Consider the following 22,632-nt stretch of genomic DNA (forward strand, 5'->3'; position numbering starts at 1 on the left):
AAGATACCGAGGGTATGGACTATCCGTACGGGGTGATGAAGGCAAAGGACGAATGGCCACAAGTCCTCCGACGGGTAAGTGGTTGTTACTGACACCTGCTGACGGTCAGGCGGAAATTTGTTGCAGGCGCAAATTCATTGAAGGTCAGGATTTGGTGCAGAGCGATCGAGTGTATGTGTGATCGAGCTTTTAAGGACTTCATCAACGCCGAGCGTCCTCTCAGTAAATCCTAACGATTCGCGCTCACGGTGCAAGTCGGAATTGGTGTGAAATAGGACGCGTAACGTTCTCTGTCACTATTTCGATTAAGTGCTGCGCGGTGCGCTCGGCGGGCCGCACAACCTGAGATCGGGTAGCCTGACCCGGTGGTGGCATCGCGATCTAAGCCGGTGACGAATGCCATGCGAAGGCAGGCCGTGCTGGTGGGTGTCGGTGCGGCGTGCGCTGCGGCCGGGCGATATCTCATCGATCGGTACTTTCCGGTGTCGCCGATCGTAATTGCGACGGTAGCGCCCATATGTGCTTGCTTCATTTATGCGCTTGTTCGCATGTCCGGGCAGCGCTCGGAGTTCTTCGTGACGGGAATCGCGGTTGGGCTGTCGGGTTTTGCCTCGACCGCAGTGCTCGGGCTGATGTACTACCCCATCTGGCAGGGGCTGGTGGTCCTCGCGATTACTCCACCTGCGTCGGTGATTGCCTACGTCGCCGGCCGGGTGGTGTCGCAGCGATGATCGTCGAAGTGTCGGGACTGCTGCTCACGGGTTTCGTTGCGGCAGTGGTGTGGTGGTATTTTTCGGCGTCGCGAGGCGAGTCCGATGCGCTCGGCAGAGTTTTACTCCTCGGCGTGCTCGCCGCCGCCTGTGCAGGCGCAGCGTGGGGGCTGCCGTTCTCCGGCCAGGTGCGTTCCGTTCTGGTGCTCGGCGGATGTGCCGTTCTCGCGCCCTACGCGTTGGTTGTGGCAGCGGCAGTCGACGCAACGACGAATCGCGCCCGTCGCCAATCGATGGACTCGGGATCCCGACGACGCGATTCGGAGGTCACGCAGTTGCTGTGGTCGACACTGAAGTCCGCGGCACTCGTGATGCTGTACATCCTCGCGGTAGCGTCTGTTGCCGTCCTCGTATACGTCGTTGTGAGTCAGGGTTTCTCCGGAGTGAGGTGAGGACCCGTCAGTCGGGCGGACACCCGGTCAGCGCTGCCCGGGTGGTTCCGGCGAACTGGTAGGCGTAGACGAAAGCCCAAGCCCCCAGCGAGAAGTGGTAGGTGCGGGGAACTGCGACGAGCTGTACGTCGATGCCGAGGCACTGCCGGAATATCACACCGGCGCGAAACAGATGATGGCGCCAACTCACGACCGTCACTCGGCTCCAGTGATGGGCCCGCGCCTGCTCGCGCGTGAACAGCGCCTCGCCGGTTGTCGTCGACGGCCGCGGCGTGAAACACACGATCCTGACCTGGCGGTCCGACGACTGGCAGGCCGCACGCATCGTGGGGTCGTCGTCCGGATACGGGTTGGAGAGCAGTACGGTGTCCGCGAAACCTGCACGGGCGAGGTCGATTCCGAAAGCTTCGCGGCCATCATGCTCACCGCCGAGCACCACAATGGCGTCTGAATGGACCGGCGGCTGTGTGGGTGGATCGGTGAAGAGGCGATAGCCGACGACGGCGCCGCCGAGTTGCACGACCATCAGCGCGGCCACCAGGATGCCGATCACCCGCACCCCGCCGCTCACGGGACCGGGACCATCTCAGCGACGTCGGGCCCGAATGGCGTAGTTGATCGCAGGCTTCTCGACGAAATAGAACGACAGCGTCGCGAGCGCGATGCTCACCGCACTGACCACAACGAAATTGAACGCCAGGCCCGACCAGGTGTCGCCGTGCATCCATCCCCACCTGCCCAGGACCAACAGCACGGGAAAATGCCACAGGTAGATGCTCAGTGATACCCGGCCGCAGTACTCGAACGGGGCCCAGTCGAGTGCCCGGGCAAATGCTGAATCCTCGCCGCGCGCAAAGGGAATGACGATGAACAAGATGATCAAACCGGATGCGAGGGCCGTCGCGGTGCTGGAGAAGGGCGAGCCCATGGCGATGAGCACATAGGTGATCGGAATCAGCGGGAGGATGGCGAGTCCGGTCCATGGTCGCACTCGTTTCAGGCGACGACGCGAGATGAGTCCGGTCTCTGCCCCGACGAACAGAATCGCGGCGATCATGCCGAATGCGAAGTTGTCGGACGAAGCGATGAAGCTGCGCAGCACGACGGCAACCCAGTTGGGCCCCCAGTTCTGCATGATGATGTCGGTGATGCCGAGTCGGCTCGCGAGCCACAGGGCAAAGAACTTCCCGACGGTACCCAGAATCACCAGGACAACGGGGCCGATGAGGGCCAGCAAGAGCGGATTCCACCCATATCGGCGTCGTAACGTGAAGACCAGCAGGCCGATGAGTGGCAATGCCACGTAGAACACGATCTCCATGGTCAACGACCATGACGGGTTGATGCCCGTTTGAAGCATCGACGGGATGTAGCTCTGCACGAGCGTGAGGTTGGCCGCGATCATGGCCGGATCGGTCATCATCCCGATTCCGGCGAACTTCCCGCTTGATTCCGCGACCGCAGCGTTCTCCAGATATACCGCCCGCATGAGATAGCTCGCGACGAGGAAGATGACCAGATATGCCGGGAATACCCGCAGTATTCGGTGTCGGGTGTACGACGCCACGTCAGGCTGTGACTGGCCACCGGTGAACAGGCGGCGAAGAATGGGCAGATACAGCAAAAATCCGGAGAGCGCGAAGAAGAAGATCAGGGATTGACCGAATATCTGCAAGTGGCCGGAAAAGAACGTGTTCGGAGAATAGTGGCCACCGACGTGTTGGGCCAGCACGAGCATGCACGCAATTCCGCGGGGACCGTCGAGTCCGCGAATTCGTGCTCGAAAAGGCTTGGCTTCGGTGGTGTCCTTAGCCTCGGTGACCTGCGGGTCCCGCATCTGTGGGGGATTGTGCGTGTTGTTTTCAGGCATGCGGTGACGACCTGATGATGCGCTCTTTTCGACAGACTCCTCAGGTGCTGTCGCGGAGTGATCACTCACTTGTCAACGATACAACGAGAGCGGAAACGTGTCGCGTCAGATATTCGTGCATCCCGATGGGGTCCTCGATCCTTGCATTCGTTGCTCGAGCCAGGAGATGGCAATGCCGGGATCGACGTCGGCATGTCCGCGATCGGGTTGGAAGGACACGACGAGATTGGCTCCCGCTGAGCAATTCGCGCCTATGACGGCGGTAGTCCAGTCGGCGTCGATCAGGGTGTCTTTTCCGCCGTACATGACCAGAATCGGGGCGGTGGGTAGGCCCTCAGGGAGGCCTCGCTCACGCAAGAGTTGTTCGAGTTGTTCGCGGCTCGTGGTGGAGTCCGGACGGAGGTCTGCATCGGTGAGTGCATCAGCGGCCTGCTGTCGCTCCTGGCTGTAGCGGGCTGCGCACTGCGACAACGCGTTCCAGTTCGTGGTGGCGGAGCCTCGCCGATAGCTGTCGAGGTCGAGGTCGGGGTTCTCGTGCTTGAGTGCCAACAGCAACCACTGGTACAGCCCGTACTGATCTTTGGTCAGATTCGACGACCAGGCCTTGTCCGACAGCTTCGAGATGTCGGCGGGAGGCGAGATGGCGACGCTGCCGACGAGGTCGAGGCCTTTACCGTAGGAGGCGGCGAGAACGTTCGACGCCCACGCGGCTTGGCCGCCCTGCGACACCCCGAATCCCGCCCACTTGTCGGAGGTATTCGACGGCGACATCTGCCTCATCGCGCGCACCGAGTCGATGATGTTGTGTCCCTCGGTTGTCGCGTCGAGGTACGGGTGCGTGGGTTCTGCGTCGCCGGGGGTGCCCAGCCCCTGGTAGTCACTGACTGCCACCGCGTATCCCTGGGCAAGCAGAACGTAGACGAGATCGGCCGCGCCACGAAGGCTCGAGTCCAGCGTCGGCCCGCATTCACTGAGAACACCGACAGTCGCATGGCCGAATCCGATGATCGGCCATCCGCCCTGGGGTGCCTGGCCTGCCGGCACGAATAGGCCGCCGGTGACAACGGTCGGATTGTTGTCGCGATCGGTCGAGGAGTACTCCACGCGCACAGCGAGACTCGTTGCCGCCGAGATCCGGCGGTCGAGGATCGGCATGGTTTGCGCCCACGACACCGTTCCGGGCCCGGTGGTGGCGGCGCGTGGCACTTCCACCGGAACGCCGGGAGGACGTCCGGGCGATGTCGTCGCAGACTGCTCGTCGGAGCCGCAGGCGGTCACTGCTGCCGCGACCGCGATGGCCAGCGCCAACCAACTCACGAACATCCGCACGCGTACGGTCGGGCGATTCACTGCGATTTCTCCAACTCTCGGGTCGCTCTGAGGGTGTTCGACACACCAAGCGCATCGTCGACTTTGTTGCGTAGCAGGCTGAATGCGAGGAGTGCCACCGCGGTGAACACGACGGCAATGGCGGCGCCGAGGCCTATATAGGTGAGCAACTTCGGCGAGCTCACGCCCATATCGGTGGCGGCGTCGATCGTCTTCAGCTCGTAGGGTGCGCGGCCATTCAGGTTGTCGACTTCGACAACCAGCTTGGGCATCTCTCCGGCGAGCGCCGCGGAAAGTTGTTGTGCGGCTTGTGGTGTATCCCCAGTTGTCGTGATGGTCAGCACGGCATTCGTCGGTTCTATCGACGCGACGACGCGCTCGCGGAGGTCGGCAGGGGGAGTCCCCGGATCGATACCCGGCCACTGTGCGGCAGCGACACGCATCAACAGTTGGTCGCTGGTGGCCAGTTCACGATAGGAGGATGCGCGTAGCTGTCCGGCGAGACCACTCGTGCGGGCGCCGGACACGGTTGCCGAACCGGGGGCAACGATGAACAAGCGTGCTTGCGACTCATAGGTTTTCGGTGTCATCTCGGCTGCCAGCCAGCCTGCGAGTCCGCCTGCGATTGCGGCACAGATCAACACAATTCCGCCGCGCAGGAGGATATGTGCGTATTCGCCGACGGTCCGCGTCGATGGTGATTTCATGGGCGGTTGTCGCAATTGCTCTCGGGTTTGTCGCCGTTCAATACGCCCTTCATCCAGGGAATTGCCTGCGCGGAATCGAGTCCGGCGTGGGTATCCCCAACGCGTTTGACGATTGTGAGGTTTTCACCTGCCTCGCAGGACTTTCCGATGACCCGCTCCGTCCACTGCGGAGGGATGAGCGGGTCATCGGTGCCGTACATGACGAGAACGGGCGAGTTGGTGCGGCCTACGGGCAGGGCGTAGTCGGCGAGTTGATCGCGCAGCGCGGTGGTGGCAGCAGCGCTCTTGGGCATCAGGTCTTGCGGTGTCAGTTCACTCAGGGCGCGCTGGGTAGCCGTCAGATCTCCGGTGGAATCGGGAACGCACTGGACCAAGGTGTCCCACTCCGACTTGACCCGCTCGGAGCGGTAGTCGTCGAGGTTGAAACGGTCGGGGAATGTTTTCGCCAGCGAGTCGAGTGCATAGACGAGAAGCGGGTATTGATCGCGTGTCAGTGTCCCCTGCGCGGCTCGGTCGGCGAGGCCCCTCATATCTCCGACGGGAACCAATGCGACGGTCGCGTCGAGATTGGTGTCGCTCCCGTAGTCGGGTTGGCGGTCTCCGGCAGCCCACGCCGCCATGCCGCCGAGCGAAACCCCGAATGACACCCAGTGATTGCTCACGTCGGGCGCGATCGCCTGTGCAGCTCTGACGGCGTCGATCTGGTTGTTGCCATACGTCTTCGCGTTGAGGAAGGGATGGATGTCCTTGCCGTACCCGAGGCCCTGGTAGTCGGACATGACAACGGCATAGCCGTTGAGTCGGAACGCCTCGATGATGGTGTCGTTGCCGAGTAGATTGGCGTATTCGGAAGGGCCGCAGGTGCTCTCGATGCCGGAGTTGCCGTGGCCGAATGCGACGAGTGGCCAGCCGCCTGCGGGCGGGGTGCCCTTGGGGACGACGAGAATTCCGGACACCTCGGTTGCGGAGTTGTCGATTCCGGAAGTCGAACGGTAGACGATTCGCTTGACGACGGCGTCACGATTGTTGATGGCCTTGATCGGTCCGCGGGGCGGATCCTCGACGGCCAGAACCGCCCCCGGTTTGCCGGTGTCGCGGGGCGTCGTCAGCGATGCCGATGGCAGCGGTGACGCGGGGTACGCAGCAGCCGCCGGTGAGAGCGTCAGCGGGGTGTCGTCGGTCGATCGTGCGCATCCCGACACTGCGATCGCGAGAACGCAGACCAGGCCGACCGCGAGCGCAGACGTTGCGCGACGGCGCGTGATGAAGGTCGAGACTAGTGCGGCAGGGCTCACGAGTCCGCGTGCACCTCGGCTGCGTCGACCTTCGATGCCGACACCCGCTCGGCGGTGAAATCGCTTGTCGGTGAACCGCTGTTGTTGTCCGTTGCCGCGCTGTCAGCCTGCTTGCGAGTGACCTTGGCCGTGAACGTGAGCACGACGCCGAGCAGCGGAGCGTTGACACTCTCGATCGCCTTCGTCGATGTGCGGAGTTGCTTCCTCGTGGTGACGCCGCGTCGAGTCACGAGCAGTGCGCCGTCGGTGCGAGCGGCGATCGTGAGGGGCTCCGGCGACGCGGACAGCGGGCCGGCATCGATGATCACGTAGTCGTAGGAATGGATCGCGGACTGAACGACGGCGTCGAAGCCGTCTCCGCCGATGGCGCCCCAGGGGTCAGACGTAACCGGCCCACTCGGTAGGAGGTCGACGCCGTCGTGGAGACTCAGCGTCGCATCGTGAAGGGAGACCTCGCCCACTGCCACGGTCGTCAGGCCTTCGGTCGGCGACTGACCGAGGTCGGCGGTGAGGGTCGGATCGGCGAGGTCGGCGTCGATGATCAGCACGGTTTTCCCGCGCGCGGCGAACGACGACGCAAGATTCACCGCGGTGGTCGTCGTGCCGACGCCGCGGGTAGGGCCGACGACGGTGATCGCCGACGGCGCGGTGCGATGTCGAGTACTTCCCGAGGCGATGAATCGGAGGTTGGCGTCGAGGCGGCGGTACGCGTCGGACGTCGGTCCGGTGGCGGGCTCCAATGACGAATGGTCGGTGAGCTCCGGGTCGGTGGGGATCACGGCGAGAATGCCGGACTTCTCGGTGGTATCGGCGATGTCGGACTCGCTGTCGATGCGACGACGTTGGTAGATGCCGATCGCCACGGCGACGAGCACGCCGATCAGTAATCCGCCAACCGCTCCGATGATGAGCCAGAGCCACCACGACAGACCGCTCTTGGATGACGGGAGGCTCGCGTCGTCGTAGAGAACCGCTGTCGCGGAAGGGGAGTCGCCGCGACGCGACGTCTCGAGTTCCTGAACCACTGCGGTCGTGGAATTGGCAATCGCCTGGGCGTACGCCTGAGCTCGCTTCGCGTCGTCAGCGGAGGCGGTGATCGTCAGGATCACGGTGTCCTTGACCGGGACGGCCGTTACGCTCCCACGAAGGTCCCCGGCGCCGACCTGGCCGCCGAGAGTTTCGGCGGCTCGCTGCGCGACCTGATCGCTCGTCGCAATTGTTGCGTAGCTGTTGACCCGGTCCTGGGCGAACAGGTTGTTCTGGTAGCTCTCGCCGACTGACGTTCCACCCTCCGCGGTCACGAACAACCGAGCGGTGGATTCGTATTTTCCGGGAGAGATCCACGTGCTATAAGCGAAAGCCGCGAAAGCCCCAACCAGCGCTCCCACTACGAGAACCCACCAAAACCGCACAATGATGCGCCAGTAATCGCCGAGTGGCACCTGACCGGTTCCCTTCTCTGGGGCAGCGCCGCGCGGGCGCTTCGTTCAACCGTCGAACAATGGACAGTTGATTGGATCATGGTTCTTGGGCAATTGCTGTGTGGGATTGCCCTCAGCCATTGGTCGATCGCGACGAGCGCAGTGTTACACGATCGGGTGTGTCACTATGTGGCTCGTGGAATCAGCTAGGCGCTCATGGATCCTCGGCACCCTGTTGGTGCTCAGCGCCGCCGTGGTGGCGTTTGGTTCGTTGATGGTGGGAACCAAACCCGCATTTCTTGTCATCGTGTTACTGCTGGTCGTTGTCGGTGCCTACGTTGGCCTGGCGCATCCGACCTGGTTTCTCTGGGCATTCGCCGCTGTTCTCGGATTCATGCCGGTCGCGCATTTACCTGGTGTTCACGTTCCGTTGACATTGGCGTTCGCTGTCGCTGTGATATTGGCGACCGCGATCCACCCCATCGAGGTGCGCTCGCTGACCACAATGGACTGGTTCGTGATCGTTCTCATTGTGGTCAGTGGAATCTCGATGTTGGCAACCTACGTCGGTTTCGCCGACATAGCCCAATATGTGAAATGGTTCACGGTAACTATTCTCATCGTCGCGCTTCTGCGCCTTCCGCGACTCCAGCTACGGACGTTCGGTCGCGTGTACGTGGTGGCCAGCGCCGCCTGCGCGATTGTCGCAGCAGGGGTGCTGGTCTATCCGGGAGTGATGAAGCCGTTCAAGCTATTCGGCTACGACCCCAGTGCGCTGCGCTTCGTCTATCACTCCGGAGGTGCGACGCAGCGGCTTGCAGGGACGTATATCGACCCCAATGCCGCCGGAATCGGATTCTTCGTAGCGCTGGTCATGTGTGTTGTCCTGTTCGACGGGCGCGCACGCAACGTGCTCGGTGTGATTTTGGCGTTGGCGCTTTTGCTCACGCTGAGCCGTGCGGGTCTGTTCTCGGTGATCGTCGGTGTCGTGCTCATGCTCATGTTCCAGACGATGTCGAATCGCAAGCGGCTTGCCATCGTCGGACTCGGTGTGGCCACCTTTGCCGCGCTGGCTGCGGTGCCGCAACTGCGCCAGCGCGTGTTCTCGTCGTTCGGTAGCCAGGACGAGGGGTCGAGTGCGCGTCTGGATGCACTGAAGGAGTATCCGAGTACCGTCGCCGGGCACTGGGTTTTCGGAAAAGGCTGGGGACTGGCCGAGTTCATCGATCCTGAAACGTCATTCACCACCAACTACGTCGCGAACGCACCCCTGCTGGCTGTCTATCGTGGTGGAATTCTGGTCGGTCTGGCATTTGTCGCGATGCTCATTTACGGCTGCTACCTCGGTTATCAGTGCCTGCGTTCGCGCCGCTGGGAATGGGGTTTCTACGGCGGCGGATTCATCGGATTCTCGGTGGTCGCATTGCAGCTCGACTTTTCGACGATCACCATTCCGGTGTCGACCGCAGATCTGTCGCTGCTCATCGTATTTCTGGTCTACACGTCAGAACTCGCGCGAGCCGACTCGCGCACTTCGACGTCAACAGCCGAGGACGGCAGCCTTGGCCAAGCCGACGTACTGGTAGGCGAAGGTCGCCGTCCATAGTGGGATCGACCGGCCGTAGTCGCGCGGCACGGACCGCATGACGACGTCGCCTGCGAAGCACTGGCCGAAGATGTAGCGGGCGCGGAAGAGGTGGTAGCGCCAGCTGACCACTATGACCGAGCGCCAGTGTCGCTCCTTCGCCATCCGCTCCGTGAACATGGCCTCACCACGCGTCGTCGAGGGATCCGGGTTGAAGCAGATGACTTCGATGGATTCGGTGCTCGCCGAGCAGACGCGTTCCATCAGTTCCGCGCCGCCCCGGTGATAGCCGTCGTTCAGGTAGGGGTCGGAGATCAGCACCGTGTTGGCGTAGCCCTCGCGGGCGAGTTGTAGACCGTAGTCTTCGCGGCCGTCGTGTTCGCCGCCGAGCACGACGATGGCGTCGACCTTGCGTAGCGGGTCGGAATGATCCCGATAAAAGAGTTGATAACCGACCCCGTCGAAGGCGAGTACGACCACAACGACAATCACGAGCACCCAACTGATCAGACGGCCGGAGAGTCGTCGTCGACGGCGGGGTGTCTCCTGTCCGCTGCGGGGCTCGGAGACGCAGGAGTCCGTTGGGTCGGGCGACGTCACGTGGCAAGTCCTCCGGCCGGGAATCTGACGTCGTCGACCTTAGTCGAGGCTTCCCTGATTGGCTCGAACCGAGGACGGACGGCCACAAAAAAGCGCTTGATGGAGGGCTGAAAGCCATGATTCTCGGGCGACAAAACCGCAGATCAGACCCTATATTTGCTAGACCAAAGCGGTGATCAATTGAACTTGAATAGCGGTACTTGGATCCAATTCACACCTGCCCGCTTGGATAATCGTAAACTGCACGCGTGGAGAGGGCGGCGGACAAGTACGGGGGGCATGACGTTCCCGGAATTGTCGTCGCCATCCTCGCCGATCCGCAGCGCCGGGCGTGCGCGGTCTTCGGCCGTAAGCAGACCGAGGCGGCAGCGCGCACGGTGGTTTCTCAACTCGTGGAAACGCTGGGGCGCGACGTCGGTCTGGACACCCGAAACCGATTCGAATGGCTCCTGCGGCTACCGCAGGACCCCGGCGTCGACGCCCTGCTCGTCGCTCTACAGGCGGGCCTCACCGCCACGACGGCCGAAGTCGACGGGGTGAGCGTCTTCGTCGACTTCGCCTATGGCATCTCGAGTGGATCGGTGTCAGGTGCCTCGGCGTCAGACGTTGGGGCCGACAGCCTCGTCCGGTCGGCCGACGCCGCGCTCTGCCTTGCTCTGGAATCGCAGCGTCGAATGGCAATCGCCGGACCCGAAATCTATGAGCGGCTTGAAGACGACCTCGACCTCGCGGTGAGGCTGACCAACTCGTCGCAGGCAGAGTTCCGACAGTTCTACCAACCGATCGTGCGGATTGCTGATGGCGCGACCGTCGGGTTCGAGTCATTGCTGAGGTGGATCACCGCCGACGGAGTGCTCTTGCCCGGCGACTTCCTCGCCGTCGCCGAACAGACGTCGACGATCCTGCCCATCGGTCGCAACGGGGTGACTCAGGCTGTCCGAGCGCTCCACGAGTCGATCAAACCGATGTGCGGCCCGGACGCGTTCGTCAGCATCAACCTCTCGCGGCAGCAGCTCGTCGACGAGACGATCGTCGATCACGTGGTCACCGAGATCGACAAGTACGGCCTCGGCCCTGGTCAGATCTGGATAGAGGTCCAGGAAAACGAGGTCATCGACTTCGACACGGAGGCACAGCGTGCCGTCGAACGACTACACGAGAGCGGCTGCACCATCTCGATCGACGACCTCGGCTCGGGATTCTCGGCGCTGCGATACGTGCGGGACCTACCGGTCGACGTCGTCAAGGTCGATCGGGCGCTCATCTCGGCTATCGCAAACAATCCGACCGACCGAGCGGTGGTGCACGCAATCTGCGAAATGGCCGAGACGATGAACATCTCGACGGTCGCGGAGGGCGTCGAGCACCACGCCGACTTCACCGGCGTCGAAGAGTTGGGTTTCCAGTTCGCGCAGGGCATCTACTTCGGCGCACCCGAGCCGTTCGGGTCGGCGCCGTAGTAGTCCTCCGGGTGCGGGTTCAGTAGTAGTACGGGAAGGCGTCCCACTCCGGAGAACGCTTCTCCAAGAACGCATCTCGGCCCTCGACGGCCTCGTCGGTCATGTACGCCAGGCGAGTGGCCTCGCCGGCGAAGACCTGCTGGCCCATCAGTCCATCGTCGGTGAGGTTGAACGCGAACTTCAACATGCGCTGGGCCGTCGGCGATTTGCCGTTGATCGCCCGTGCCCAGTCGATGGCTGTGCGCTCGAGGTCGGCGTGGTCGACGACGCGGTTGACCGCGCCCATGCGGTGCATGGTCTCGGCGTCGTATGCCTCGCCGAGGAAGAAGATCTCGCGGGCGAACTTCTGGCCGACCTGCTTGGCGAGATAGGCGCTGCCGTATCCGGCGTCGAACGAGCCGACGTCGGCGTCGGTCTGCTTGAAGCGGGCGTGCTCACGCGAGGCGAGCGTCAGGTCGCAGACGACGTGCAGCGAGTGCCCGCCGCCGGCGGCCCAACCGTTGACCACGGCGATCACGACCTTGGGCATGGTGCGGATGAGTCGTTGTACCTCGAGGATGTGCAGTCGGCCGCCCTCGGCCTTGACGCGCGCCTCGTCGACCCCGGTGGCGTCGGCGCGAGTGACGTCGGAGTCGTGGCTGGTCGCGTACTGGTAGCCCGACCGTCCACGGATGCGCTGATCGCCGCCGGAACAGAAGGCCCAGCCGCCGTCCTTGGGGCTCGGGCCGTTGCCGGTGAGCAGGATTGTTCCGACGTCGGGGCTGCGTCGAGCGTGGTCGAGGGTGCGGTAGAGCTCGTCGACGCTGTGGGGGCGGAACGCGTTTCGAACCTCGGGCCGGTTGAAGGCGATGCGCACGATTCCGTCGGCGCGGCTCGTGCCGACGTGGCGGTGGTAGGTGATGTCGGTGAGGTCGTCGAAGCCTTCGACTGTGGTCCACTGGCTGGGGTCGAAGGGCTGGTCTGATGCGTGCTGGGTCTCACCGGAGGTCATGAATATTGACCTTAGTTGTCCGATGAGTGGCCTTCGCGAAGCCCCATCTGGCACCCTTGATGCATGTCATTCGAGGTGATCGCGATTGTGATCGTCGCCTGGGTGACGATCTCGGTGGTCGTCGCCCTGGTGGTCGGTGCCGTGATCAGGCAGCGTGACCGGCGCGAAGCGCCCCGTCCGACCCAGCTCGCAAGCGGTTCCGAATCCGACAAGCACGAGGGCTGACCGGCCATATACGGTGGCCAGATGGCATCTGACACGCGCGACGGTTGGGACATCCGCTCCGAAGAGGAGTCGCCCCACGAGGGCGGATTCCGCGCAAGGATCGAGGTCACGACCGACCGCGGCGGACCCCGATACGCCGAGCTCAACGAGCAGATCCGACGGCTCATGGACCTCGCCCGCTACGCGAGTCCCGAGGGCGCGGAGACCGACGAGCTACTCGAGCAGATAACCGCCCTCAACGAACGACTGGAGAAGGTCCAGGTCGACGAGTGGCACACTCCCGCGGGAACCCGCGTAGACCTTCCTGCACGAGGCAACATCACGCTCCCGCCGTACGTGATCTCGTCGGCGAGCGCCGACGGAGTGGTCGCAGAGGTCACCTTCAGGCCGTTTCACCTCGGTGGCAACAACGCGGCGCACGGAGGGCAGGTGGGGGTCGCATTCGACGATCTCGGCGGCATGGCGTCGGCGCTCGCGATCAACGGGGTCACCCGCACCGCATATCTGACGGTCCAATACCGCTCGCTGACACCGTTGTCGACGCCGCTGACGTGCCGCACCTGGGTCGACAAGCGTGAAGGGCGCAAGGCCTTCGTGAAGGGCACCCTCCACGACGGCGACCGTCTGTGTGCCGAGCTGGATTCGCTATTTATTGAGCTGAAGCCTGGTCAGCCGTAACATTTCGAGGTACCAGGGTCGGGGGCGTCTACGTCGGGGGTTGTCCATATCCCAGGGGTCATGAGTACCAGGGAGATTGACAGGCATGGACCGGCATTCGGTGGTCGACGACCGCCTGGCGATCACCGTCGCGCTGGGAGCACTCCTGTTCGCGGTGGTTACGTTTGTGCAGGTCACTCTCGACACAACGCCCGGAGCACGTCCTGCATCATCGGTTGCGGCGGTCACGGCCGTCGTGCTCGGCGTTGCCGCGTGGATGATCTGGCGGCGGCCGGGGGCGATCACGTCGCGCACCGCTCCGGTGCTGGTCACTGCGGCTGCGCTGCTTGTTGCCGCGAATCCTCTCGCTTACGTGCTCTGCACGCACGTCGCCTACCCGTCGATCGGAACGCTGCTGGTCATCGTCGGGATCGGGGCACTCGTCCCGTATCCGCGCATCGCGCTCGCGCTGATCGTCGGGCTAAATGTGGCGGCGCTGCTGTTGGCGTGGCGCTATCCGCAGGCCGCTCCGCTGGGCGTCGTAGCCGTGCAGTTGCTCAAGGCTGACGTGCTCGCGCTCGTGATCGCGCTGACCTGGCGACGCACCGAGCGTCGCCTCGGGGCGGCCACCGAGACCATCGCGCATATGGCGGTGACCGACGAGCTCACGGGTCTGCTCAACCGTCGAGGACTGACCGAGCGCGGACAGACCTTTGTCGACGAGGCCCTCGCGTCGGGAGACCATGTGATTGTCGCCTTCATCGACGTCAACAACCTCAAGGGAATCAACGACTTTCACGGACACTTCGTCGGTGACAGTCACCTCTCCGGTATCGGCGAGTCGTTCAGGTGGGTGCTCGACGGTGGCGATTTGGCCGCCCGGGTTGGAGGCGACGAGTTCGCGTTGGTTGCGCGCGGCGGACCGGATGAGGTCTCGCAGTTCCGATCGCGCGTCGAACTTCTACGTGCACGAGTGCCGCACTTCGGCGTCGCGATCGGGTGGGCGCAGTGTGGGCCGGATGACGCCAGGACGCTGCGGACCCTGTTCGACGAGGCGGACGGAATGATGCTGCGCCACAAGCGACGGCTGATCTAGGGGTCGTCGGCGCGGCGGTGCGGCTATTTGGTGCCGTGCGGGTGTTGGGGCGGGGTGCAGTTGTTTTGCTTTAGCTGTTTGGCTTCAGGTGTTTGGCTTCAGTGCAGTTCGGTGACCTCGATTGTCGCGCCCGCGGTGTGGAGTCGGTCGATCAGTGCGTCGCCCATCGCGACGGCGGGTGTGAGAACGCCTGCGCGCGAGGGCAACTGGTGGCGGTTCAGTGCGAGTGTCAGTGCGCTCTCGCCGAGCATGACGGCCGTGGCCTTGTATCCGGGGTCGCCCTTCATCGAGAAGGTGGAGCGGAAGCGTCGACCGGTCGTGGTGCGCGTGTAGGTGCGGATCACGAAATAGCCGTTCTCCCGCGCCTTTTCGCTGGGACCGGAGCCCGGTTTCGGAAGCACGCGGTCGAGGAGCGCGCGCGTCGGGGTGAACGACATCGCGCCGAGGAACGCGCCGGACCCGATACCGACGGCGCCCGCGATGACCGTCGACACTCCCGGGACACCGCCGACGGACATGGTCTCGGCGTAGTGGAAGTCCTTGCCGTACGCGCCGTCGAGGAGTGCGTTGGAGCGTCGAACTATGCGCGTGTTGTGCGAAGCCATGAAGAACGGTGCGAGGGTTCCGCGCAGCGATTCGTCGACCTTGTGCGCGTTGATGATTCCGATGTCGCTCGGCTCCGACGACAGCGCGGCTCGCGGGGTCTGGGCGGGTGCGCCCGAGAGCGCCTGTGGGTTGAGTAGGAGGCGTCGGACGCTGGAATCCTTTGCCTGCTCGGCGATCACGCGCATCGAGTCGATGGTTCCGCCCGAGACGCCGCCGCGCATCGCAGCCACGACCATGGTGGTGTCGGTCATTTCGCCCGCGTCGGCATCGGTGACTCCGCGATAGAGCTCGTAAGCGGCGAGATCGGAAGGGACGGAATCGAATCCGCACGAATGCACGATGCGTGCGCCGGTGGCCTCCGCGATCTCGTGGGCTTTCTGGATGGAGTAGTGCACGAAGGGGACCTCGCCGGTGAGGTCGACGTAGTCGGTGCCCGCGCTGGCTGCGGCGACGACGAGTGCCTCGCCGTAGCGCAGGTACGGCCCGACGGTGGTGCAGATGACGCGCGTGCGGGCGACCATGGCGTCGAGCGATGCGGGCGACGACGAGTCGGCGACGATGAGCGGCCAGTTGCGAGCGGCGTCTGGCAGGCGGCGTCGGGTGTCGGCGAGTTTGGTCTCAGAACGCCCCGCGAGCGCGATGCGTGTTCCGGCGGGAGCATGCTCGGCGAGGTAGCGGGCGGTGAGTTCACCGACGAATCCGGTGGCGCCGAAGACGACGACGTCGAATTCGCGGATATCGGGCGCCACGGACGGGCTCGTCGAGGCTGACGACTGGATGTTTTCGGGCTGGCTTTCACCGGTCATGAGTTCAATGTATATGCGACTCCAGTCACAGTAACAATGGGCTGCGTCGTTGTACGGGTGCAGCGTCGCAGGTCAGGCACGGGTTTCAGGGGGTGAGCCTGCGGGCGGCCGCGCGTGCCGCGAAGGGCGCGACGAACAGCATGAGCAGTACGCGCAGGATCTGCGCCGCGACGACGAATGCGACGTTGGAGCCCGCGGCAGTCGCCGCCGCGAGCACCGCGTAGATACCGCCCGGGGTGGTGGCGAGGTAGCAGTCGAACATCGACTCGCCCGTCCACCAGGAGAGGAGCACGCCGAGCAGCGCGCAGCCGACGCCGATCGCGAGGATCAGCACGACTGCGGCGGGCAGGATGCGGCCGATGGCGCGGAGTCGGGGGAGCGTGAACCCGAGGCCCGCCTGCCAGCCGATCACCGCGTATGCGGCGGCGAGCAGGACCGAGGGAACGGCGGCGTCGCCTGCAATCCCGGTGAGTTCTGCTGCCGTTGCGAGGGCCATCGGGCCGAGGAGGCCCGCTGCGGGGAGGTGGATGAGTTTTCCGAGCGGGAGGCCGACCCCGATGCAGATCGCGAGGAGCGCGACGCCCGCGGCCTGTTCTGTCCAGGTCGGCCGGGCGACAACGACATTCGACGACGACGCGTGGAACACCAGCGACGCGACGAGCGGAATGGTGCTGGTCACGAGTGCGACCCGGACGTACTGGACGACCGCGACGACGCGCTCGTCACCACCTAGATCGCGGGTCAGCGCGACGAGACCCGACGCCCCGCCGGCCACCAGAGCGAGTGAGCCGGTCAGGGCGTCGACGTCGCGGTGCAGGCCGAGGAGCGCGCCGCCCGCGACCGATAGCGCGAGCGTGCCGAGCCCCACGACGAGGACCGGCAGCCAGGCGGAGCCGAGGCCCGAGATGGTCGTCGGATCGGCCATGGTGCCGATGTAGACGCCGACCGTGCCCTGCGCCGCCAACATCGCCGCGCGGGGGACCATCGGCGGGTCGGTGGCGTCGTTTTTGGCCTTGTCGGCGGGTTCTGTTGCGCTGTCGGGGTGTGGTGCGGCCGCGGTTTGGGTGCTTGTGTCGGCGAGCGTGCGTGGGCGCGGGGCGTATCCGACGATCGCGAGGAGTGCGGCGACGAGCAGTCCGGCGAACAGGGGTGCGGCGTCGACGTCGATGAGGTCCAGCAGGACACTGACGCCGACCGTGAAGGCGGCGAGCAGGAACCAGCGGGTCATTAGTCGAGCGTAGCGAGGGGGCGAGCGAGCGGTCGGGTGGAGCGAGGGGGCGGTTTGGGTCAGGGGGCGGTTGCGCTGCCCAGGCTGAGTGCGGCGAAGGGTCGGGGTGCGCCGTGTTGGTAGAACTGGTCGAGTGCGGTGAGGTCGAAACCGTTGTCCGTCAACAGTTTCGGGATGTCGCGGGTGAGGTGGCAGCCGCCTGCGGTGCGTTTCTGGATCGGTTCGAGGCGTCGCTGCCAGCGTCGGACGGCGTCGTCGGGCGCGGTGCCGTGTTCGAGAAAGACGACGGTGCCGCCGGGGCGCACGACGCGGGCGATCTCGGCGAGTGCGGCGTCGACGTCGGGGATGGTGCAGAGGGTGAAGGTCGAGAGCGCGGCGTCGAACGTGTCGTTGTCGAAGGGGAGGCGCTGGCCATCGAGTCCGGCGCGGCGGATGGGGACGGGCGAGGCGGTGACGTGCTCGACGGCCATGTTCCACGCGACGTCGGAGGGTTCGATCGCGTCGACGGACGTGACGGCGGCCGGGTAGAGGCCGACGTTGCGGCCGGAGCCGAAGCCGATCTCGACGACCCGGCCAGAGAGTGGCGTGCATGCGCGGCGTCGAAGAGGGTCGAGCATCGACGACCCGCACGTCACGTTGATGACGCGCGGCAGAACGTGATCGGTGTAGAAGCCCACTTGCCAACCTTCCGTCGAGCCGACGGCACGTATCGGAGATCACTTTAGGTGCGGACATAGGCTGGAGCTCATGAATTCCTCGACAGAGTCGACGAACTCCATGCCTGGCGCGGCGAGTTCCACGCCTGCGGAGGCGGGTGGGCCGAATCCGTCGACGTTGCAGGCGCGGGTGATCGTCGACGAGATGATCCGCGGAGGTGTGCGGGAGGCCGTGCTGTGTCCAGGGTCGCGCAACGCGCCGCTCGCCTATGCGCTGTACCTGGCGGATCGGGAGGGTCGGCTGCGGCTGCACGTGCGGATCGACGAGAGGTCGGCGGGGTTTTTGGCGTTGGGGTTGGCGGTGTCGTCGAGGCAGCCGGTGCCGATCGTGATGACGAGCGGCACGGCCGTCGCCAACATGGGGCCCGCGGTGTTCGAGGCGAACTACGCGCGGGTGCCGCTCGTCGTTGTCAGTGCGAATCGGCCGTATGAGCTGCTGGGATCTGGCGCCAATCAAACCGTCGAGCAGTTCGGGATCTTCGGGACGCAGGTGCGGGCGGCGATCAGCATCGGGCTGGCCGAGGAGGGCCTCGACGCGAACAGTCAGTGGCGTTCGGCCGTCGGGCGTGTGTTGGCGTCTGCGCGTGGTGCGCGGACGGGAAATCCCGGGCCCGTGCAGTTCGACATTCCGCTGCGCGAGCCGCTGGTGCCCGACGTCACGAGTACGTCCGAGGATCTCGGCGCGTTCTCCGGACGACCTGGCGGCGTGCCGTGGACGCAGGCGCCCGTGGCCAAGCTCGACGTCCCGCTGCCGATCGATCTCTCGCTGGACACCGTGGTGATCTCGGGGCACGGGTCGGGTGTGCATCCGGAGTTGGCGGGCGTGCCGACCGTCGCGGAGCCGACAGCGCCGCACGCCGCGACGCCGCTGCACCCGCTGGCGCTGGGGTCGATCAAGCCGCAGCAGGCGATCATCTGCGGGCGTCCGACGCTGCATCGCGGGGTGTCGCGGCTGCTGGCCGACCCGGAGGTGCGCGTCTATGCGCTGACCACGGGGCCGCGCTGGCCGGACGTGTCGGGCAACGTCTACGCGACCGGGACGCGCGCGGAGGTCAGCGGCGAGCCGCACGAGGAATGGCTGAAAGAGTGCGCCGCCCTGGAGCAGCGCGTGCTGGGGGCTGTCGACGCTGTGCTCGACGAGCCGGGGCCGCCGACCGGGCTGCACGTCGCGCGCGTGGTGAGCGCGGCGTTGTCGGCGGGTGATCAGTTCGTGGTCGGGGCGAGTAATCCGATTCGCGACGTCGCGCTGGCGGGTCGGGTGTCCGAGGGCGTGCGCGTGCTGTCGAACCGCGGCGTCGCGGGGATCGACGGGACCAATTCGACGGCGATCGGCGCTGCGCTGGCCGGGGGCGCGGCGTCGACCGTCGCTCTGATGGGCGACCTGACGTTCATCCACGACTCGACCGGGCTGATCATCGGGCCGGGTGAGCCGCGCCCGTCGTCGCTGCGGATCGTCGTGGCCAACGACGACGGCGGCGGGATCTTCGGGCTGCTCGAGCAGGGCGATCCGCGGCTCGACTCCGGCGCGTTGTCGGGGGCGTACGAGCGGGTCTTCGGGACGCCGCACCGCACCGACCTGGCCGCTCTGTGCGCCGGGATGCGGGTGGCGCATCGTCGGGTGTCGCTCTCGGAGCTCGCCGCCGTGCTTGGCGAGGAGCTGCCGGACGACGCCGGGGGCATCGAGGTCGTCGAGGTGGTCACCGACCGCGGCCGACTGCGCGACGTCCACGCCGCCATCGCCGCGCGGGTGGCGGGGTAGGGGTCGGGCCTGGTTTTGGGCTGGGCCTGGTTTTGGGCTGGGCCGTGCGGCCTGGGCTGGCTGGGGTGCGCGCAGAAAAGTGCACCCCTGGGGTGGTCGGGGTGTACCGGTACAGGTCGACGGCCCACAGCACGTAGTTTCTGCGCGGGGAGCTGCGGCCGGAAGCGGCGTCGGACCCGGCGGTTATCCTGGCAGCCATGAATCCGACCATCCTGCGACGTGTGCAGAAGGTGTTGCTCACGCTCGGGATGGTTGTGACCGCGATGTGCCTGGTGCTCATCGTCGCGTGCTTCCGCAACGACGCGGAGATCGAGAAGCACAAGGCCACGGTCACCGCCGACGTCGTATATGCCGACAGGCTGCACGCCAACGCGTACTTCCAGACGCCCGACGGCTCGGTGCACAGTCCGCGGCTCGGGCTGCTGTATCCGACGGAGCTGACCGCGGGACAGCGGATTCGCGTCGACTACAGCACCGCCAACCCCGACCTCGCGAAACCGACAGGGCGCACGGCTGTGCTCTCGATCGTGCCCGCGGTGTCGGTGGCTGTGCTGGGCTGGATCGTCGTCGGGGCGCTGATGCTCGGCGTCGCGGAGTTCTCCCGACGCTGGGGCCGACGCCGCGCCGCGCTGCGCACCGCGCGCGACGAGGCCGACGCGGGGAGCGCTGGTGCCCAGGCCGACGGCGCTGCGCGGGACGAGGTCGACGCGGGGAGTGCCGGTGCCCAGGCCGATGGTGGTGCGCGGGGCGACGACGGTGCACAGAGCTCCGGTGCGCAGGCCGAGGCCGAGGCGTCTTCGACTGGCGCTATGTCCAAGTCGTCGGCTGCCGAGACTTCACGCGGAGTTTCGAGACCCGACACGTCGGCCGAGGTTGCCGGAAACCTCGGCCGCTGATTCTTGCGGCATGCGCGTCGCAATCGCCGCCGAGAGTTTCCTTCCGCAGGTCAACGGGGTCGTGAACTCGGTTCTCCGGGTCATCGACCACCTCGAACGTCAGGGCCACGAGGCCGTGGTGATCGCTCCCGACTCGGCGCGCGGCGTCGAACGTGGTCCGCGATTGGTGGGTCGGCGCACGCCGGTGCATCTGTTGCCGTCGGTGAAGGTGCCGCGGGTGTCGTCGTTGCCGGTGGGTGTGCCCGCGCCGGTGCTGTATCGGACCTTGCGTGATTTTCAGCCCGACGTCGTGCATCTCGCGTCGCCGTTCGTGGTGGGCGGGGCCGCGGCTGTGGTTGCTCGACGACTCGACATCCCCACGGTCGCGGTGTTCCAGACCGACATCGCGGGTTTTGCCGATGCGTACCGGCTCGGCGTGGCCTCACGCGCGGCGTGGCGCTACACCAAGCGTCTGCACGAGATGTGTGACCGTACGTTGGTTCCGTCGAGTGCGACGCTAAAATCGCTTGGTGCACATGGTGTTCCGCGCCTGTATCGGTGGGGGCGCGGCGTCGACACGCAGTTGTTCAATCCGACTCGGCGCGACGAGGCGCTGCGTCGTGAGTGGATGGGTGATCGGGAGCGGTTGGTCGTCGGATTCGTCGGCCGGTTGGCGCCGGAGAAGCACGTCGAGCGGTTGGCATCGCTCGCGCACGACGACTCGGTGCGGGTGGTGATCGTCGGCGACGGACCGGAGCGCGCGAGGTTGACGCGACTGCTGCCCGACGCGGTGTTCACCGGGGAGTTGCGCGGCGTCGAGTTGGCTCGTGCGTACGCGAGCCTCGACGTGTTCACGCATGCGGGCGAGCACGAGACGTTCTGCCAGGCGATCCAGGAGGCGATGGCCAGCGGGCTGCCGGTCGTCGGGCCGGACGCCGGTGGGCCGCGTGATCTGGTCTCGGCGTGGCGGACGGGGTATCTGCTCGAGCCGGCGTCGTACTCGGCAAAGTTGCCCGAGGTGATCGACGTGCTGCGCGACGACACGCATCGCGCGGCGATGGGGCGGGCGGGGCTTGCGGCGGTGCGCGATCGGACCTGGCCTGCGATCTGCGAGCAACTGGTCGGGCACTACCGCGCGGTGATCGCCGGGCAGAGCGGACTGACCGATTCGGAGCTGTTGGCCGGGTAGTAGCGTGGTCGGCATGGCCATCACCGACCGCGCAGGTCTCGACAAGGCGCCTGCCGAGGTCGCCGCGATGTTCGACGGCGTCGCGAAGCGCTACGACATCACGAATACTGTGCTCTCCTTCGCGCAGGACCGTCGGTGGCGCAAAGCGACACGCAAGGCACTGGCGCTGGGCCCGTCGGACGTTGTCCTGGATCTCGCGGCGGGGACCGCGGTCTCGACCGTCGAGCTGGGGGAGTCGGGGGCGACGTGCATCGCCGCCGACTTCTCGCTGGGCATGTTGAAGGCGGGCGCCGACCGCGACGTTCCCAAGGTCGCGGCCGACGCGCTGGCGTTGCCGTTTGCCGACGGATCGTTTGACGCCGCGACGATCTCGTTCGGGCTGCGGAACGTGCAGGACGTTCCACTTGCGCTGTCCGAACTGAGCCGTGTGCTGAAACCCGGTGGGCGACTTGCGATCTGCGAGTTCTCGACCCCGACCTTCGGGCCGTTTCGCACCGTCTACATGGAGTATCTGATGAAGGCGCTGCCCGTGGTGGCGACCAAGGTGTCGAGCAATCCGGCGGCGTATGTGTATCTGGCGGAGTCGATTCGGGCGTGGCCGGACCAGTTCGGGTTAGGCGACCTGATCCGCGCCGCGGGGTTCACCGACGTGCGCTGGCAGAACCTGACCGGCGGGATCGCCGCGGTGCACACGGGCCGCAAGGCCTAGGGCGACCGGATGCGTACACAATTGTGACGTGAGGGGGGCGCCGAGGAGATTATTGTCTTGGCGTCGCGCTGACGACCGAGTTGTGTACGCGCGCCGCGGGTGTGGCAGTTTGGCGGGCGTCGAGCAAGGTGTCACGCGGGCCTCGATCAGCGGGCCGGGTTCGGGCGCGCGCGGGTGCTGGCCTCGTAGATGTGTGTCTTATCGAAAGATGTGGGTGCTGCAGCACACAGATCCTTCGATTCGACACACATTTAGCCGCCGGGCACTGCTCGGCGCAGCTCTTGAGCGCCGCGGGGCTCAGCGACGTGCGCTGGCAGAACCTGACCGGCGAGATCGCTGGGGGTGC

22 protein-coding genes are annotated in these 22,632 nt (G+C 65.5%); 11 read left to right on the forward strand and 11 right to left on the reverse strand.

What is annotated here, in order from left to right; genetic code table 11:
* The first annotated feature begins 548 nt into the window (after nt 1-548).
* Nucleotides 549-731, forward strand: a complete 183-nt coding sequence (locus ABW18_RS22690; protein ID WP_152930047.1) for a hypothetical protein — start codon at nt 549-551, stop codon at nt 729-731.
* Complete coding sequence (locus ABW18_RS08810; RefSeq protein WP_049698653.1) at nt 728-1,162, forward strand: hypothetical protein; 435 nt, start codon at nt 728-730, stop codon at nt 1,160-1,162. Before ABW18_RS22690 ends, ABW18_RS08810 begins: the two co-directional genes overlap by 4 nt.
* Nucleotides 1,163-1,169: 7 nt before the next feature.
* Here ABW18_RS08810 and ABW18_RS08815 read toward each other — a convergent pair whose 3' ends face one another.
* The 6 genes from ABW18_RS08815 to ABW18_RS08840 all read right to left on the reverse strand — a co-directional run bounded on the left by ABW18_RS08815 (nt 1,170) and on the right by ABW18_RS08840 (nt 7,805).
* On the reverse strand, nt 1,170-1,733 hold the full coding sequence (locus tag ABW18_RS08815) for a YdcF family protein (RefSeq protein WP_231894339.1): 564 nt from the start codon (nt 1,731-1,733) through the stop codon (nt 1,170-1,172).
* Nucleotides 1,734-1,748: 15 nt separating this feature from the next.
* Complete coding sequence (locus ABW18_RS08820; RefSeq protein ID WP_231894338.1) at nt 1,749-3,032, reverse strand: acyltransferase family protein; 1,284 nt, start codon at nt 3,030-3,032, stop codon at nt 1,749-1,751.
* A 105-nt stretch (nt 3,033-3,137) separates the two neighbouring features.
* Nucleotides 3,138-4,382 carry a lipase family protein gene (locus tag ABW18_RS08825; RefSeq protein WP_053117421.1) on the reverse strand — a complete coding sequence of 415 codons (1,245 nt, stop codon included), beginning with the start codon at nt 4,380-4,382 and terminating at the stop codon, nt 3,138-3,140.
* Nucleotides 4,379-5,068 carry a YveK family protein gene (locus ABW18_RS08830; protein ID WP_049698654.1) on the reverse strand — a complete coding sequence of 230 codons (690 nt, stop codon included), beginning with the start codon at nt 5,066-5,068 and terminating at the stop codon, nt 4,379-4,381. Before ABW18_RS08830 ends, ABW18_RS08825 begins: the two co-directional genes overlap by 4 nt.
* A complete protein-coding gene (locus ABW18_RS08835) occupies nt 5,065-6,363 on the reverse strand; it encodes a lipase family protein (protein ID WP_049698655.1) in 1,299 nt (432 codons plus the stop codon). The genes ABW18_RS08830 and ABW18_RS08835 overlap by 4 nt, the downstream gene beginning before the upstream one ends.
* Complete coding sequence (locus ABW18_RS08840) at nt 6,360-7,805, reverse strand: tyrosine-protein kinase domain-containing protein (protein ID WP_082938126.1); 1,446 nt, start codon at nt 7,803-7,805, stop codon at nt 6,360-6,362. The genes ABW18_RS08835 and ABW18_RS08840 overlap by 4 nt, the downstream gene beginning before the upstream one ends.
* 166 nt (nt 7,806-7,971) lie before the next feature.
* Between ABW18_RS08840 and ABW18_RS08845 the strand changes: the two genes are divergently transcribed.
* On the forward strand, nt 7,972-9,390 hold the full coding sequence (locus tag ABW18_RS08845) for an O-antigen ligase family protein (protein ID WP_049698657.1): 1,419 nt from the start codon (nt 7,972-7,974) through the stop codon (nt 9,388-9,390).
* Here ABW18_RS08845 and ABW18_RS08850 read toward each other — a convergent pair.
* On the reverse strand, nt 9,325-9,969 hold the full coding sequence (locus ABW18_RS08850; RefSeq protein WP_049698658.1) for a YdcF family protein: 645 nt from the start codon (nt 9,967-9,969) through the stop codon (nt 9,325-9,327). The genes ABW18_RS08845 and ABW18_RS08850 overlap by 66 nt on opposite strands.
* 248 nt (nt 9,970-10,217) lie before the next feature.
* On the opposite strand from ABW18_RS08850, the gene ABW18_RS08855 reads away from it, so the two are divergent.
* The gene (locus ABW18_RS08855) at nt 10,218-11,429 is read left to right on the forward strand and encodes an EAL domain-containing protein (RefSeq protein WP_049698659.1); all 1,212 of its coding nucleotides are present in this window, start codon (nt 10,218-10,220) and stop codon (nt 11,427-11,429) included.
* Nucleotides 11,430-11,448: 19 nt separating this feature from the next.
* Here ABW18_RS08855 and ABW18_RS08860 read toward each other — a convergent pair whose 3' ends face one another.
* Nucleotides 11,449-12,420 (reverse strand): 1,4-dihydroxy-2-naphthoyl-CoA synthase, encoded by a 972-nt coding sequence (locus tag ABW18_RS08860; RefSeq protein WP_049698660.1) that lies wholly within the window; start codon nt 12,418-12,420, stop codon nt 11,449-11,451.
* Nucleotides 12,421-12,483: 63 nt separating this feature from the next.
* On the opposite strand from ABW18_RS08860, the gene ABW18_RS22985 reads away from it, so the two are divergent.
* The 3 genes from ABW18_RS22985 (at nt 12,484) to ABW18_RS08870 (ending at nt 14,398) form a co-directional block, all read left to right on the forward strand.
* On the forward strand, nt 12,484-12,645 hold the full coding sequence (locus ABW18_RS22985) for a hypothetical protein (protein ID WP_197494623.1): 162 nt from the start codon (nt 12,484-12,486) through the stop codon (nt 12,643-12,645).
* 21 nt (nt 12,646-12,666) lie between these two features.
* Entirely contained in the window at nt 12,667-13,323 is a 657-nt protein-coding gene (locus ABW18_RS08865; protein ID WP_049698661.1) for a PaaI family thioesterase, read from the forward strand.
* Nucleotides 13,324-13,408: 85 nt separating this feature from the next.
* Nucleotides 13,409-14,398, forward strand: coding sequence for a GGDEF domain-containing protein (locus ABW18_RS08870; protein WP_049698662.1), 990 nt, complete (start codon nt 13,409-13,411; stop codon nt 14,396-14,398).
* 98 nt (nt 14,399-14,496) lie between these two features.
* Here ABW18_RS08870 and ABW18_RS08875 read toward each other — a convergent pair whose 3' ends face one another.
* The 3 genes from ABW18_RS08875 to ABW18_RS08885 all read right to left on the reverse strand — a co-directional run bounded on the left by ABW18_RS08875 (nt 14,497) and on the right by ABW18_RS08885 (nt 17,715).
* Entirely contained in the window at nt 14,497-15,810 is a 1,314-nt protein-coding gene (locus tag ABW18_RS08875) for a saccharopine dehydrogenase family protein (RefSeq protein WP_049698663.1), read from the reverse strand.
* 85 nt (nt 15,811-15,895) lie between these two features.
* Nucleotides 15,896-17,038 (reverse strand): AbrB family transcriptional regulator, encoded by a 1,143-nt coding sequence (locus ABW18_RS08880; RefSeq protein ID WP_049698664.1) that lies wholly within the window; start codon nt 17,036-17,038, stop codon nt 15,896-15,898.
* Between the two features lie 59 nt (nt 17,039-17,097).
* Nucleotides 17,098-17,715, reverse strand: coding sequence for a class I SAM-dependent methyltransferase (locus ABW18_RS08885; RefSeq protein ID WP_049698665.1), 618 nt, complete (start codon nt 17,713-17,715; stop codon nt 17,098-17,100).
* A 100-nt stretch (nt 17,716-17,815) separates the two neighbouring features.
* Here ABW18_RS08885 and menD point away from each other — a divergent pair, with 100 nt between their 5' ends.
* The 4 genes from menD (at nt 17,816) to ABW18_RS08905 (ending at nt 22,286) form a co-directional block, all read left to right on the forward strand.
* Nucleotides 17,816-19,513 (forward strand): 2-succinyl-5-enolpyruvyl-6-hydroxy-3-cyclohexene-1-carboxylic-acid synthase, encoded by a 1,698-nt coding sequence (gene menD / locus ABW18_RS08890; protein WP_049698666.1) that lies wholly within the window; start codon nt 17,816-17,818, stop codon nt 19,511-19,513.
* Nucleotides 19,514-19,710: 197 nt separating this feature from the next.
* Nucleotides 19,711-20,409, forward strand: coding sequence for a DUF3592 domain-containing protein (locus ABW18_RS23470; RefSeq protein WP_200903242.1), 699 nt, complete (start codon nt 19,711-19,713; stop codon nt 20,407-20,409).
* Nucleotides 20,410-20,419: 10 nt separating this feature from the next.
* Nucleotides 20,420-21,577: a glycosyltransferase family 4 protein gene (locus tag ABW18_RS08900; protein WP_049698667.1), complete on the forward strand. Its 1,158-nt coding sequence runs from the start codon at nt 20,420-20,422 to the stop codon at nt 21,575-21,577.
* Nucleotides 21,578-21,590: 13 nt separating this feature from the next.
* Nucleotides 21,591-22,286, forward strand: a complete 696-nt coding sequence (locus tag ABW18_RS08905) for a demethylmenaquinone methyltransferase (RefSeq protein ID WP_049699010.1) — start codon at nt 21,591-21,593, stop codon at nt 22,284-22,286.
* Nucleotides 22,287-22,632 lie beyond the last annotated feature (346 nt).

The organism is Gordonia jacobaea, assembly GCF_001186365.1.
Taxonomy (GTDB): domain Bacteria; phylum Actinomycetota; class Actinomycetes; order Mycobacteriales; family Mycobacteriaceae; genus Gordonia; species Gordonia jacobaea.